Origin of the sequence: Hanstruepera ponticola, from assembly GCF_002940745.1 — a bacterium.
In the GTDB taxonomy this organism is placed as follows: Bacteria; Bacteroidota; Bacteroidia; order Flavobacteriales; family Flavobacteriaceae; genus Hanstruepera; species Hanstruepera ponticola.
The window spans coordinates 508,005-523,702 of record NZ_POTB01000001.1 but is presented as its reverse complement, the minus strand read 5'-3'; the positions used below and the strand labels follow the sequence as shown (position 1 = coordinate 523,702).

Here is a 15,698-nt window from a genome sequence, read left to right as displayed (position 1 = left end):
AAAAAACTAAAATTCTGTCATTCTGAATGTATTTCAGAATCTGAAACGAGTTCAGATTGACAAAAATGCAATTTTTAGTTTTTTAGACAGCCTGTTTAGGTTATTTACCTTCTTGAACGTCTTGGTCTCGAGGAACTAGTTGAGGTTCTGTTTTCGGAACGTCTTGGTTTGGATCCACCTTCAGAACTACGTCGGCTTCTTCTATCTCCAGAATCACCACTTCTAGAGCCTGAACGTCTTTCGCCTCTTGGTTTATCATCACGTCTTCGTTTACTGCCGCCATCACGACGTCTTTTGCCACGACTTGTGCCACGACCTTTGTCTTCACTTACTTCAACATTAACAAAACGACCATCGTGTTTAAAATCAGTAAAGAAGGCAAGTACCTTTTCTTGTAACTTACTTTCAGTGGTGAAAAATGAAAAGCTTTCTTTTACATCTACTTTAAAAACATCATCACGACCTAATTCTAAAACGTCTTTTAAGAAGTCTTTAAGTTTCATCCAATCATAACCATCTTTTCTACCCACATTAATGAAATATCGCGTGTTGTCCCCAGAATCGCCTGGACGGTCACCAGATACATCACCTGAAATATTTAGATTTTGGGATTTTTGATAATAATTAAAGAAACGCGTGAATTCAACCGAAAAGAACTTTTTGATCAGTTCATCTTTACTTGTGTCTTCAAATAATTGATTAATGCTATCTAAATATTTATCAATCTCATGATTAATTTCTGTATTGTGAATTTTATTAGCCAGCGACATGAGTTGAACTTCGCAAATTTCCATACCATCTGGAATGTCTTTCTTTTCAAAGTTCTTTTTTATAATGCGCTCTATACTTTTAATTTTTCTAACCTCACTTTTCGAAACAATGACCATGGAAACACCTGTTTTACCAGCACGACCCGTACGACCACTTCGGTGTGTATAGGTTTCAATTTCATCAGGTAATTGGTAGTTTATGACGTGTGTAATATCGTCTACATCAATTCCACGAGCCGCAACATCTGTAGCTACTAACATCTGGATTTGTTTGTTTCTAAACGATTTCATTACCAAATCACGTTGATTCTGACTTAAATCACCATGCAAGGCACCAGCGCTATAACCATCTTCGATTAATTTTTCAGCAACTTTTTGAGTATCGCGCTTTGTTCTACAGAAAATAACAGAAAAAATATCAGGATTGGCATCTGCTAATCGTTTTAAAGCTGAATAACGATCACGAGCATTAACCAAATAATATTCATGTGATACTTGGTCACTTCCTACGTTTTTATGGCCAACTGTAATTTCAACCGGATTACTCATGAATTTTTTAGCAATGGTTGCCACTTCTTTTGGCATAGTAGCCGAGAACAACCAGGTGTTTTTTTCTTCTGGAGTATGTGAAAGAATATCAGTGATATCTTCGTAGAATCCCATATTGAGCATTTCGTCAGCCTCATCTAAAACAGCATATTCAATTTTAGATATATCAACTAAACGACGGCTAATCATATCTTTCATACGACCAGGTGTAGCTACAATAATTTGAGCCCCTTTCTTAACATCTCTGGCTTGTTCTGTAATGCTGGCACCACCATAAATGGCAACCACATTTAAACCTTTGCAATACTTTCCGTATAGTTTCAATTCGTTGGTGATTTGCAAACAAAGTTCACGAGTAGGCGAGAGGATAAGACCTTGTGTGGTACGACTATCAATTTGAATTTTCTGTAACATGGGGAAGCCAAAGGCCGCAGTTTTTCCTGTTCCTGTTTGTGCCAAAGCCACCAAATCAGTGTCTTGGTCTAAAAGAATTGGAATTGCTTGTGCTTGAACGTCACTAGGGGTTTCAAAACCCATGTCAGTAATAGCTTGTAATAGGTCTTGGTTAAGACCTAATTCTTGGAATGTGTTCATTCTAAAATGTAAGTATTCGATTATGTTATAAAGTGTTACAACAGAAGCGAATCGACATACTTAAACCTAAACTTCTTGGTAACACATCCTCACCCTGAGGAATTTAAAACACAGCTTTCTGTGTTTCAGTCGGCAAAGATACACTTTTATTTGAGATGGTATTCTTAAGGGGTTATTATTAACTCTTTTAAGACATGGAATTAGAGTTAAGCTTATCGATATGATATGAATCGTTTTAATGGTTTATATCAGACGATAAGCTAAGTTAAATTTTTGAAAGACAAAAATCAATAGTTAAAAGATATATTAAACAAATACTTTTAAACAATAAGTTAGTTATAATAAAAGCAATACTACTTTTAACTTTTAGATGAAATATAGTCATCTACAAACTCTTCTAATACATCTAATGGAATGGCGCCATGAGAAATGACCACTTCATGAAATTCGCGGATATTAAATTGGTCTCCCAGCGCATCTTTTGCTTTTTTACGCAACTCCAAAATCTTTAGCATGCCAATTTTATAAGCCGTTGCTTGACTAGGCATTACAATATGACGCTCTACCATACTAATAGCGTCAAATTCGGCATTTGGTGTATTATCAGTGTAATATTTTATACCTTCTTCACGAGTCCATTTTTTTGCGTGTATTCCTGTATCAACAACCAATCTACAAGCTCTCCATAATTCCATAGCCAAACGTCCAAAATCAGAATACGGATCAGAATAAAAACCCATTTCTTTTGGTATAAATTCAGAATACAATCCCCAACCTTCGGTATAGGCCGTATAACCACCAAACTTTCTAAACATAGGTATTTCTTCTAATTCTTGTTGAATGGCCAATTGCATATGATGCCCAGGAATACCTTCATGATACGCTAGTGCTTCCATTTGATAGATTGGCATAGACTCCATATCATATAGGTTGGCATAATAAATACCAGGTCTGGTACCATTGGCTGCTGGACGTTGGTAAAACGCTTTCCCTGCCGATTGTTCTCTAAATGGTTCTACAGCTTTTACCATTATATCAGCCTTTGGCTTGGTGATGAAAATTTCGTCTAGTCTTGTTTTCATGCTATCAATTAAATGCACTGCTTCGGCTAAATAAGCGTCTTTTCCTTCTTGGGTTGCTGGATAATAAAATTGCTTGTCTGTTTTCATAAATTCAAAAAACTCTTGTAAAGTCCCTTCAAAACCCACTTGGTTTTTAATGACTTCCATTTCATTATGAATTCGTGCTACTTCAGATAATCCTATGTTATGAATCTCATCACTCGTTAAATCGGTTGTTGTCGTTCGTTTTAACGCCATAGTATAGAACGCCTCACCATCAGGAAATTTCCAAACACCATAATCAGAATTCGCGCGTTCTTTTTGAGCTTTAAGAAAAGCAATAAGACCTTCATATGCTGGTTTTACAGATGTTAATAAGGCTTGGTTTGCTTGCTTTTTTAAAGTAGCTTTAGTGTCATCATCAATATCTAATTGGTTGACTTTCTTCATGAAGTCTTTTAGTAAGGTACTTTGTTTATCGGTCGATTCAAAGGGCTGACCACTTAATACGTTTTCAGCTACTTTAATGGCTTTATCATAAACAAATTTTGGTGGAATTATTCCAATTGCTTCACGTTCTTTTAGATTCTCTACTACTTGAGAAAAAAACTTATTAAACCCATTTAATCTAGATATATAGGCTTCAGCATCAGAAACACTATCAATACGATGCATGTTTATTAAGAATGCTGGTTTGCCAGAATGCGCACCACCTCTATGTGTAATTGGATAGTTGTATAGTTTGAATTTATAATTGTCAATAGAGTTTTCTTTGTTTTGCTTGAAGAGTTTATAACTTAACAATACATCTTTTGAAAGGGCATTTATATTAACTGAATCTGTTAACCATGCTAATTCTTCTTTATCTTTTTTAAAATCTCGTTCTCGCGCTTCTGGAGAATTATCATTGAGCTTGCCATAATCCCTTTTTATTCCAAGTCTCGTTTGAAATTCTGGATATAATGCTAATTGATCATCAAATGATTTTTGAAAAAAGTCATTTACTTTTTTAGATTCTGCAGAAATTTCAGCTTCGGTGTATATTTTTACCGTCTGTTTTACTTCAGATTGTTCTTTTTTACACGAATAAATGAAAGTAAAAATAAAAAGGGCAAAAACTGATTTTACAATTAATGGTCTCATAAGGTGTTGATGTTAATTAGATCTTTGGTTTACAATATATTGTAATTGTTTGAAGGTAATCTATTTATGGCTATTTTAAAGACCAAACCGAAGTAATTTTTTCAACCTTGAAAATCATTAACATCTGATAGGTATCAAAATAAGATATTCCAAGCAAAAAAAAACTCTTAACAAATTATGTTAAGAGCTTTTTTTAAATTTTATCGTTTGTTTAATGATATGCGGAATTATGTGCTAAAGTTCCACCACATGAGCTACAATTTCCGGCAGATCCTGCACCACCTGCACAACCGTTTCCACACGTGTAATGCCATACGCCAGCCGAATTTTGACTTGGTTCAGGCGTTGGTGTAGCTGCAGGATTAGTTGGTGTAGTAGCTGGTGTATTGGCAGTGTTATTGTTGTTAGAATGGTACGCTTGGTTATGTGCTAAAGCGTTTCCACATGTACTACAATTTCCTGCGGCAGCTGCACCACCTGCACAACCGTTGCTACAAGTATAGTGATATACACCTGATACATTTTGAGCAGTTGTGGTTTTCTGTTGGTTTTGCGCGTCAAATACCTGTAAGGGTTGTAATTCAGAATTTTCTGTTGTAGTAGTAGCCTCTGGTGTTTCGGCTTTATCTTTACAAGAGGATAACAACAGTGTTGAACTTGCTAATAGTATTGTAAGGATTTTAAAATATTTCATGATAGTGTATTTTAGGTGGTTTAAATATAAGATTAATTTTTGCAATAGGTAAAAAGTTTGGGTTCTTCGGTAAAAATCATAGAGCATTTAAAAAGTTTACTAATACAAAATCTTGTAAAGATTTGTTTTTCCTGTTAAGATTTAAGTCTATCACTGTTTTATTAAACATCAATATTAATAAACTATTATATTCACTTTAAGGCTTATTATTGTGAAATTCTATATAAGTATATTATTTTCTTTAGTACTTTTAAACTCCTTAAGCAACAGATGGAAATACTCAACAAACTTATCGAAAATTTTGCATCAGCAGTTTGGGGCTTACCACTGTTGGTGTTATTGGTTGGTGGCGGTCTTTACTTATTACTATTATCCAGGTTTTTACCTTTTCGGTATTTGGGTCACGCCATTCAGGTATTACGAGGTAAATATGATGATCCTAATGACCCAGGACAAATTTCACATTTTCAAGCCTTAACAACTGCTTTATCGGCAACTGTAGGCATGGGAAATATTGCTGGAGTAGCAGTTGCCATTGCTATTGGAGGACCAGGAGCTGTATTCTGGATGTGGATAAGTGCCGTAATTGGTATGTCAACAAAGTTTTTTACTGCAACGTTGGCTATTATGTATCGTGGAAAAGATAGTGCAGGTGAGATTCAAGGAGGACCCATGTATTTCATTATGGAAGGATTGGGAAAATCATGGAAGCCATTGGCGATCATGTTCAGTTTTTGTGGTTTGGTCGGTGCACTTCCCGTGTTTAATGTTAATCAACTAACACAAGCCATTAATGATATTTTATTGATCCCAAATGGTATTGAGGTTGGGTTTGGTTCTAATTTGATAATAGGCATTTTATTAGTAATTGTTACATCTATTGTGATTCTTGGTGGCTTAAACAGAATTAGTAAAACAGCAGCTAAACTGGTTCCTAGTATGGTAATACTGTATTTTATTTTGGTACTTATTATTCTGGGTATTCATATAGATCAAGTACCTAAATATTTAAGCTTAATTTTTACAGATGCTTTCAGCGCCAGTTTTTATAAGGGAGATACCTTTTTAGGTGGTGTGGTTGGCGGACTTATTTTATTGGGAATTAGAAGAGGTGCTTTTTCAAATGAGGCAGGAATAGGTACAGCTCCAATGGCTCATGGCGCTGCAAAAACCGACGAACCTATAAGAGAAGGTTTAGTTGCGATGCTTGGTCCCGCTATAGATACACTTGTGGTGTGTACTATGACAGCTTTGGCTATTTTGGTCACTGGTGTTTGGCAATCATCAGATGCCAATGGCGTGAGTTTAACAGCAGCAGCATTTAGTAATACCATGCCATTAATGGGTAAATATTTACTACTAGTTTGTATTGCAGTTTTTAGCGTGTCATCGTTATTTTCGTATTCTTACTATGGAACAAAATGTATGTCTTTTTTGTTTGGTGCTGACAAAAAGCATTACTATAATTACATTTACATTGTAAGTATTATACTTGGAGCAACAACTTCTTTAAGCATGATGATTAATCTTATTGATGGTTTTTTTGCGCTTATGGCGATCCCTACCATGACAGCTACACTTATTATGGCACCAAGGGTAATAAAAGAAATAAAAGCTTATAAAAAGCGTGTTTTTGCCAATAAAATCCACTAAAAAAACATCAAGTCCTTAACTCTTTTTAAGAAGAATCTTTTCATTTGTGAATTGATGTGCTTCATCTAGGAAATTAATCATTAATTGCCAATCAGATTTTGAAACATAATTGTGCTTGTACTCTTTTGAAGTTTTAATTGTCAGGGTATTACCATCCAAACTTGCAGAACTCACAAATGAACCTGTTTTATTGTCAATTGATTTATTCAGTTTATCTAAACCAGCAATGGTATAACCTTCAGGAACAGTAAGATTTATACTGTATTGATAACTTCTTGGGTAGCCCATATAAATATTTTCATCGCGCTCCTTGTTTTCATCTAAAATATCTATTTGACCTCCTATAAACTTGCCAATTTCAATAATGTAATTAGGTCCTGCTTTCTTTATTAAGTCTCCTGTTGATATAAAAGCTTCAGTATAAGAGAGAGGATCTTCAAAGGTATATCGACCAGTTTCATTAATACTGTAAGTATAGTCTTCAATGTTTGTCAAATTATACTCTGTTTTGGCTGAATTCACAAAGGTTTCTTTTTGCTTTTCACGTAGTTTTTCAATGACAGCGTTTAATTCGTTTCTATATTTTTCTTGTTTTGATTTTTTAAGTAGTTCAATAAAAGATTCTGTTTCATATTTTTGATAATCTTCATCAACATAATCTTTAAAAATTAACCTATCAAATTGTTGGTCTTCTTTTTCATGCCCTGTATAACTAACGACACTTTTTACAGAAAACCCATTAAAATCATCTGTTAAGCTAATGGCTATATTTTTGTTTGTTTTGTTAACTTGGTAGTTGCTAACTGGAACAGCAGTACGTTCTATTTGATCATAATCCCATCTTTTTACAGGTGAAAGCAAATAAGCTTCAGCTCCTTCTAGCATAGGGTCAAATGTGTTGACTGTTGTATGTGGACCAAAAGGTTTTACGTAAACTGGAGGGCTGGTTTGGGTTTTTATTAAAGTATTTAAGTTTTTATAGATTAATAAATCATCTAATGAACCATCATAGCGTTTTTTTCCTACCAGTAAATCACATTTTATTTTGTTGTCTTTTAGTATGGCTATGTAGTGCTTTAAAAAAGTATTGTCACTGTTAAACATGGTTGCATCATTACCATAAACACCAAAAGGATAATCTAAAATTCCAGCATCTTTTATAATATAAGCTTCAATAAAGCGTGTTAAATAATGATGCCTCATAAAATAATAAATGGCAATAGCCTTTTCAGAATCAGAAGCAAATTCTTTATTCTTTAAAAAACGTTCTTCATATTTTAAATCGCCATAAGGGTAAATATCATCATACTGATTCAAGACTTCTTCTTTAGAAACCGAAGTTTTTATTATTTCCTCCTTGTCAGATAAAAAGGCATCTGCGCGTTTTTCAAATTTACCCGACCTTGCAAAAAAGACTTGGAATTTATAACAGGGTAATTCTACTAAAGGAAAAAACCATCGCTCATTTTTATGCTTTTCTATGTCGCTTTCAGTAAGCTCATAACGTCTTAAGTTTTTCTTATCTGTTTCAATTTTTTTTAATTCTGGAGCACCATTAAACGATTTGAAATTTATGAAAAAGTCATTTTCTGTTTCAAAAAATAACTTATAATCCATAATTGGATATTCCTCACTTAATGTGCGTTCTACTGGATTAAACCCAAAGGCATATGTTGACTTAAAAGGTTCAATACTATAAGAATAATAGTCAATTATATCACCAACTTCTAAATTAGGGATTGCTACTTTAGTCTCCCCATCCACTTCAACAGCTTCTTTATTAATGTCAATAATGCTTTCGGAACCATCTGGCTTGATAACTTTTACTCCAATGATATTGTTGCCTCGTGTTCCCAAAGAGACGCCTTTAGAGACTCTGAAGCGTTTTTGGTAAGAAAATTCAGAAAATTCTTCTACTGCTGCTTTATCTAAAAGCTTGATACGTTTTCTTATGGACGATTTATAGTTAACTTTCTTACCGAACTTATGAAAATCGTAGTTTTCGTTTTTGTAGATAATTACAGCGGATTCGTTTTGCCATTTTTCAGGTACGTTAACGACTGTTTTATACGTGTCGTTTTCACCCCAAAAAAAATCTCTGGCTTCTTGCTCATCTTTAGATTGCGCTATGATAATTGTTGAGAAAAAGAGGGTAAGTAGGAGGGATAATCGTAATTTCATGCGTTAGGATTTAGTTAGTATGATTTGTTCGTTGTATAGTGCTTTTAAGTTTTTAATAAAAACATTCCATGTTTCAAAATCTGATGTTTTTACAATGGCATTTTTAATTTTAAAATCTTTCTTGTAAATGATGCTGTTACCTTGCTTGGTAAAGGTCACTGAAAGATCAAAATTTTCACTGGATGCATTGATGTTTTTTGGTAACTCGGAAACTGTATAGCCTTCAGGCAAGTCCAATGTGGTTGTAGAGATTAGGTGTTTTTTATAATCTAGAATGTAGTCTGTTTTGCGTTCATCAAAATAGTAACCTGACAATTCCTTTTCAAAATCAAGGTCAATGTATGCTGTGCCATCAAAAGATGATATGGCGTTTTTAATGGTAATAAAATAATCCAGATTTACAGGAATTTCTCTATTGCTTAAATCAGAAGTTACTACATCTACCACGCCAATATTAGAATTTCCTTTATTCAAATACCAAACTAAAAAATCTTCTTTTTTATCTGTTTTTAGCTGATTTAAATATTGTAAAAGACTAGATCTACTTTCTCCTTCAAATTTTTTACTTACAGATCCAAAAATAACATCATCTACTATTTTTAATTTATAATCATAAGTTTCTATGTTCTCACCTGCATCTGAAACGGGAACAGTATTTAAAATATAACTGTCACCATTTTCAATTAATACTTGCTTCCCTTGAATACGGTCTGCAAACTCACCATATGCATTGAATTTTTCGGTGCCATCAAGATAAACAGGTTTATTGTCTTTCATTAAGGTACAAATCATATGATTATCTACTGACAGATTAGGTGTAGAATAATCATATGCAATTCGTTTGGTACCAATCCAAGTTATTCTTGCATCAAAGCCTGCTTCTAGAAGCATTTGCTTTGTAAGGTTTGCCATGCCCTTACAATCGCCATACCGTTTTTTGAATACATTTGAAGCTTCGTCTGGTTTAAAACCTGCAATACCATCTTCAAATGCTATATACCTTATATTATCTTGAACCCAATAGTATATATTCTTAATTTTTTCTTCGTCAGTTTTAGCATCTTTTGTAAGTTCTTCAACTTTAGCCTTAATTACCGTATTATCATTTTCAAGACTATTTACTAGTAATTTATACCAATTGTATAAATCTTGTGTTGACTCAAAAATTTTATATTGTTCTCCTCCATAGGTATATGATTTTGCTAGCACCAAAATATGAGGATATATATAGGATGGGCCTGGTGCACTTTCATCTTTATACATTCCTGCTATATTCTCTAATGTGTAAGAATAAATTTTTGAATTATTTTTGGTGTTTGGTTCAACGGTTTTTTTAATATCATAACCGTCAAAATTCATTTCCTTTAATTCCAAATCAAGCCAATCAGGGATCTCAACAATTATCTGCTTCTCAAGAGTAGGAAAATCATCATTAAAATATAAACTTGTAAAGTATTTTATGTCCTTATATTTCTTAACCGTTTCAGTTGTATACTTGTAGCCTTTAAGAGGAAAATCTAAATTAACATACTTTACACGCGCATCATTATGAAATAAATCTCTACTCTTTATAGCTTCATCATTGACTGGATAGTCAGCATCGCGATTGGTTTTATATTTAACAGTAAAAGATTCAATTTCAGATTCACCATCATAAAAACAATAGGCTTGAATATCTGCACGTGAATCCAAATTAATTAAATTTTTATTGATTTTCTCGAACACCGTTACTTTTTGATCACTTTTATTGAAGTCAAAAGTAATGTGGTAGCTTTCTTTTTCTACCGCTACATTGTCCTCTTGAAAAGATTCCTTGATAGTATTGGCTTGTGCAATTTCATTTTGAGTAGGCTCTGTGTTTTTTTGTGCATTAAGTTGTAAAACTAGTATAAAACTGAAGAGAAAGGTTAGTGAATATTTAAACATCAAAAAAGGATTATGTTGCTAATATAAAAATTTGAACTTTATAGTAAGGAAAATTTAAGAATCGATATGTTGTAAAAATATGAATTTTTGAAATTTTATGTGACTATTTGAAATTTCCTCATAACAAATCTTTAATTTTAAGCAGACAATGATTTATATCTTATGAGTTAAACAACTATTACATATTTACCACGGCATGAGTAACTATCACATAAAACATTTAGAAGAATATTTTCAAGTTTACCGTAAATCGGTTAGGGAACCAGAAAACTTTTGGGAAGAAGTCGCCGAAGAACATTTCCTATGGCGAAAAAAGTGGGATAAGGTCTTAAGCTGGGATTTTTCAAAACCGGAAGTTACCTGGTTTGAAGGCGCCAAACTAAACATTACCGAAAACTGTTTAGACAGACACTTGGCAACCCGAGGAGATAAAACAGCTATACTGTTTGAGCCCAACAACCCTGACGAACCTGCGGAGCATATTACCTATCGAGACTTATACGAACGCGTCAATCAATTTGCCAATGTGCTAAAGGATAAAGGCGTTACAAAAGGGGATAGGGTTTGTATCTATGTTCCTATGATTCCAGAATTGGCTATTGCGCTTTTGGCCTGTGCCAGAATTGGTGCGATTCATTCAGTGGTGTTTGCCGGGTTTTCTTCTAAAGCTTTGTCAACACGCATTAACGATTGCGATTGTAAAGTGGTTATCACAGCCGATGGCTCGTATCGTGGTGCCAAAACCATTGATCTAAAAGGTATTGTTGACGAAGCACTCGAAGATTGCCCTAATGTGGAAACCGTTTTGGTAGCCAAACGTATACATTCTGATATCAACATGAAGGAAGGCCGTGATGAATGGTTACAACCGTTATTGGATAAGGCCTCAAAACAAGGCAAAGCCGAAGTCATGGATGCTGAAGATCCGTTATTCATTCTATATACTTCGGGTTCTACTGGAAAACCCAAAGGCATGGTGCATACTACGGCTGGTTATATGGTTTATACCGCTTATACATTCAAGAATGTGTTTCAATATCGGGAGCATGATGTGTATTGGTGTACGGCCGACATTGGTTGGATCACGGGTCACAGTTATATTGTGTATGGGCCACTTGCCAATGGCGCTACAACCGTGATGTTTGAAGGCGTACCAAGTTATCCGGATTTTGGGCGTTTTTGGGAGATTGTTCAAAAGCACAAAGTCAATCAGTTTTATACAGCACCAACAGCCATTAGAGCCTTGGCAAAACAAGGTGCCGAATTAGTTGAAAAATACGATCTGTCTTCCCTTACGGTTTTAGGTTCCGTAGGCGAACCTATTAATGAGGAAGCCTGGCATTGGTACAACGATGTGGTAGGTAAAAACAAAAGCCCTATTGTTGATACCTGGTGGCAAACCGAAACAGGAGGCATTATGATAACACCCATTCCGTTTGTAACACCTACCAAGCCAACCTTTGCAACCTTACCATTTATAGGTATTCAACCTGCGTTGATGGACGAATCGGGTACGGAGTTAAAAGGCAATCAGGTAGAAGGACGCTTGTGCATAAAGTATCCTTGGCCAAGTATGGCACGAACCATTTGGGGCAATCACGAGCGTTATAGAGACACCTATTTTTCGGCATTTGAAAATAAGTATTTTACGGGAGATGGTGCCCTGCGCGATGAAGTTGGCTACTACCGTATTACAGGCCGTGTGGATGATGTGATTATTGTATCGGGACATAATTTAGGAACTGCACCTATTGAAGATGCTATAAATGAACATCCTGCTGTTGCCGAAAGTGCCATTGTAGGATTTCCACATGCTATAAAAGGGAGTGCGCTTTATGGTTATATTACGTTGAAAGATGCTGGTGAAACTAGAAAACAGGAGAACCTGCGAAACGAAATCAACCAATTAATTTCCGATAGGATAGGACCTATTGCCAAACTTGATAAAATTCAGTTTACCGAAGGACTGCCCAAAACACGCAGTGGTAAAATTATGCGCCGTATCTTGCGTAAAATAGCCGAGAACAACACCAGTGATTTGGGTGATATCAGCACCCTTTTGAATCCTGAAGTTGTACAAAGTATTATTGATAATAAGTTGTAATTGTAACAAGTCGTATGACTTGGCGTCTTATGGTTATAACGCTAACACACACCATCATGAAAAATCTATTAGTCCGTATCTGTCTTATTATGACCGTTTTTATCGGTCATGCACAAGAGGCAACCATTTCAAAGGAAGTCAAAGAGAATATGCAAGCGCGTGTTGAGTCGGGTGAAAATGTGGGTATTTCAGTAGCTTTTGTAAATGGTGATAAAGTTGATTTCTACAATTATGGAACTACTGATTTAAAACAGAATGTTGCGGTAGATGAACATTCGGTATATGAAATAGGTTCTATTTCCAAAGTTTTCACCTGTATCATGCTGGCTGATGAAGTGTTGAAAGGCCGTATGAAACTATCGGATCCCATTGCAAACTATTTACCAAAGACAGTTACGGTTCCAACACGCAATGGCAGAGAAATTACGCTTTTAGATTTAGCAACCCATACTTCGGCATTGCCTAGAATGCCTGATAATTTCAATCCTAAAGATCCTAGAAATCCGTATGTAGATTATACACCGGAGCTTATCTATGAATTCATGTCATCCTATGAATTAACCAGAGATATCGGTTCGGAATATGAATACTCCAATTATGCCATGGGCTTATTGGGACATATTCTGGAATTGCATACAGGCAAAAGTTACGAGGAATTGTTAATCGAAAAAATAGCCCATCCTTGTAACATGATTAGTACCCGATTGGTATTAACTGATAGTATGACAAACCATTTGGCCAAACCCCATGCACAAGGTGTTGAGGTTTCCAATTGGGATTTAACAGGCTTGGCTGGTGCTGGTGGTATCCGTTCTACAACAGAGGATATGGTCAGATTTTTACAAGCCAATATGGGTGTATCGCATCCGGCTATTTTTGAAGCCATGCAATTAAGTCAGCAAGTAGCTTATGAAAATGAAGCCAACCAATTTAAAATAGGCCTGGGCTGGCACTATGCCCAAAATGGCGATGATACCATTATTTGGCACAATGGCGCGACAGCTGGCTATAAATCGTTTACAGGTTTTATAGAAGGCACCCAAAAAGGAGTCGTCGTATTAGGTAATGCAGATACGGATATTGGTCGAATTGGGATGAAATTGTTGGGTGACCCAAGACCATTAGAAGTGCCAAAACCTTCCATAGCGACGGTTATCAATAAAGAAATTGATGCCAATGGTATCGAGTCGGCTATAAAACTATACAAGCAATTACAGGTAGAACAATCAGATGCCTATAAGTTTGATGAAAACCAATTGAATACTCTGGCCTATCAATATCTTGGTGAAGACAATAATAAGGTAGCACTAGAACTTTTTAAGTTGAATGTGGCTTCGTTTCCTGATGCTTCCAATCCTTATGATTCTCTAGGAGAAGCTTATTTAAAAGTAGGCGATACCACACAGGCCATAATCAATTATAAAAAATCATTGGAGTTAAACCCTGCAAATGATAATGCCAAAACGGTTTTATTACAATTTGGTGTTGATAAATCGGAATTGGTTTCTAATGTTGAAGTTCCTATAGCTACGTTGGATTCTTATTGTGGCCAATATGAGCTACAACCAGGTTTTGTTATCACAGTAACACGCCAAGACAAGCAATTATTTGCCCAAGCTACCGGTCAGCCACAATTTGAGTTGTTTGCTTCAAGTTACAATAAGTTTTATTTAAAAGTGGTTGAGGCACAGGTAACCTTTAATGCTAACGATAAAGGCAAAATTGACAGTCTAACTTTGCATCAAAATGGACAAAATATGCCAGCCCAACGAATAAAGTAATAGTTTAATTTTAAGGTTCTTGGTACAATGTTTGATACACATTGAAAAACCAAACCATGAAAAAACTACTGGCCGTTGTGGTACTCCTAGTGTCCTATGCCTGTATTCCGTTGCAGGTAGCACCCAATATTGAAACAGACACCGTTAAGCTTTCCAAAAAGTTCAAGCGGGATTTGCCTAGGAGTTATGGGTTTATTTTTGAAGACCCTAAGGAGGCCAATGAGTTCTATAATTTCATCAATACCAAATACAATCGGGAGCATATAGATGTGGAGTACAATGTGCCTATATCCATAAATGATAAAACCTATTATTTGTCTTTTCACGAACGAGAAAAAAACACCACCTTCCTCAATTTAGTACCTTTAGTGGTCGATGCCAAGTTACAGTCGGAAGGTCAATCGACTTTAATGGATGGTTATCATACCACCAGAACAGGCCATTGGTATCTCATCCTAACGGTTTATGACGACGATTTACAGGACTGTCTGAAACCAGAATATCCAGATCGGGATGCGATTTTATCTCATTTAAGAAAGCTTCAGAAGGAGTATATGACAACCAGCAACTATTTGGATTCCTACTTAAGCCATCAAAATTAAAGCTGCTCCAATGATTTGAAAATTGCTATTGCAATGGCTGTCTGACCAGATTCACTGGTTAGATAGTCTCGGTCTTCCGGATTAGATAAAAAACCCATTTCCAAAAACACCGAAGGACAGGCGGCGTTTTTCAGTAAATAAAAACCAGCTTGTTTTATACCTCTTGATTGTATAGCAATATCTAGACTTTCTGAAAGAGTGGAAGCTAGTTTTTTAGAAGCTTCATGATAATCTCCATCACCATAAAATAGTTTATATCCTGAAGTAGATTCGTCTTTATACCCATTGGTATGAAGTGATATCACATAATGGGGTTTCTGCTTGTTGATAAAAGCCACGCGATCTTTTAAACTTACAAACATATCGGAATCTCTGGTCAGTATGATTTCTACTGAACTATTCTGGGAGAGTTCCTGGAGTTTTTGGGCAACCTGCAAAGCTATTTCTTTTTCAGTAATGCTATGCTCTTTCTGTCCATGGTCATGACCGCCATGGCTTACATCAATAACCACCGTTTTGTTTTTAGAATTTGTAAAGGATAAGGTAATAATCAATAAGGCAGCGCCTAAAAGTTTTAGTAGGGTTTTCATAATCTTTTGGTTTAGTAGTATGTAAACGGTACTTATTAAAATTTGTTGTA

The 15,698-nt window shown here is 35.3% G+C and carries 10 protein-coding genes; 4 read left to right on the top strand and 6 right to left on the bottom strand.

Annotated features, from left to right (window positions below; all coding sequences use genetic code 11):
- Positions 1–104: 104 nt before the first annotated feature.
- From C1S72_RS02260 to C1S72_RS02250, 3 genes are all read right to left on the bottom strand, one after another.
- On the bottom strand, positions 105–1,913 hold the full coding sequence (locus C1S72_RS02260; protein ID WP_104734053.1) for a DEAD/DEAH box helicase: 1,809 nt from the start codon (positions 1,911–1,913) through the stop codon (positions 105–107).
- A gap of 359 nt (positions 1,914–2,272) precedes the next feature.
- Positions 2,273–4,117, bottom strand: a complete 1,845-nt coding sequence (locus tag C1S72_RS02255) for a DUF885 domain-containing protein (RefSeq protein WP_104734052.1) — start codon at positions 4,115–4,117, stop codon at positions 2,273–2,275.
- 211 nt (positions 4,118–4,328) lie between these two features.
- Positions 4,329–4,811, bottom strand: a complete 483-nt coding sequence (locus C1S72_RS02250; protein ID WP_162919903.1) for a hypothetical protein — start codon at positions 4,809–4,811, stop codon at positions 4,329–4,331.
- A gap of 270 nt (positions 4,812–5,081) precedes the next feature.
- Between C1S72_RS02250 and C1S72_RS02245 the strand changes: the two genes are divergently transcribed.
- Entirely contained in the window at positions 5,082–6,464 is a 1,383-nt protein-coding gene (locus tag C1S72_RS02245; protein ID WP_104734050.1) for an alanine/glycine:cation symporter family protein, read from the top strand.
- Positions 6,465–6,479: 15 nt separating this feature from the next.
- Here C1S72_RS02245 and C1S72_RS02240 read toward each other — a convergent pair whose 3' ends face one another.
- Positions 6,480–8,645 carry a DUF3857 domain-containing protein gene (locus tag C1S72_RS02240; protein ID WP_104734049.1) on the bottom strand — a complete coding sequence of 722 codons (2,166 nt, stop codon included), beginning with the start codon at positions 8,643–8,645 and terminating at the stop codon, positions 6,480–6,482.
- Between the two features lie 3 nt (positions 8,646–8,648).
- Positions 8,649–10,571 carry a transglutaminase-like domain-containing protein gene (locus C1S72_RS02235; RefSeq protein ID WP_104734048.1) on the bottom strand — a complete coding sequence of 641 codons (1,923 nt, stop codon included), beginning with the start codon at positions 10,569–10,571 and terminating at the stop codon, positions 8,649–8,651.
- Between the two features lie 196 nt (positions 10,572–10,767).
- Here C1S72_RS02235 and acs point away from each other — a divergent pair, with 196 nt between their 5' ends.
- Genes acs through C1S72_RS02220 form a run of 3 tightly spaced genes read left to right on the top strand, consistent with a single transcriptional unit; the run spans position 10,768 to position 15,058 of the window.
- Complete coding sequence (acs, locus tag C1S72_RS02230) at positions 10,768–12,675, top strand: acetate--CoA ligase (protein WP_104734047.1); 1,908 nt, start codon at positions 10,768–10,770, stop codon at positions 12,673–12,675.
- A 56-nt stretch (positions 12,676–12,731) separates the two neighbouring features.
- Entirely contained in the window at positions 12,732–14,456 is a 1,725-nt protein-coding gene (locus tag C1S72_RS02225; RefSeq protein ID WP_162919902.1) for a serine hydrolase, read from the top strand.
- 56 nt (positions 14,457–14,512) lie between these two features.
- A complete protein-coding gene (locus C1S72_RS02220) occupies positions 14,513–15,058 on the top strand; it encodes a hypothetical protein (protein WP_104734045.1) in 546 nt (181 codons plus the stop codon).
- Here the strand turns inward: C1S72_RS02220 and C1S72_RS02215 are convergent.
- Positions 15,055–15,648, bottom strand: coding sequence for an N-acetylmuramoyl-L-alanine amidase family protein (locus C1S72_RS02215; RefSeq protein ID WP_162919901.1), 594 nt, complete (start codon positions 15,646–15,648; stop codon positions 15,055–15,057). The two genes, C1S72_RS02220 and C1S72_RS02215, sit on opposite strands and share 4 nt — an antisense overlap.
- Between the last annotated feature and the right edge of the window lie 50 nt (positions 15,649–15,698).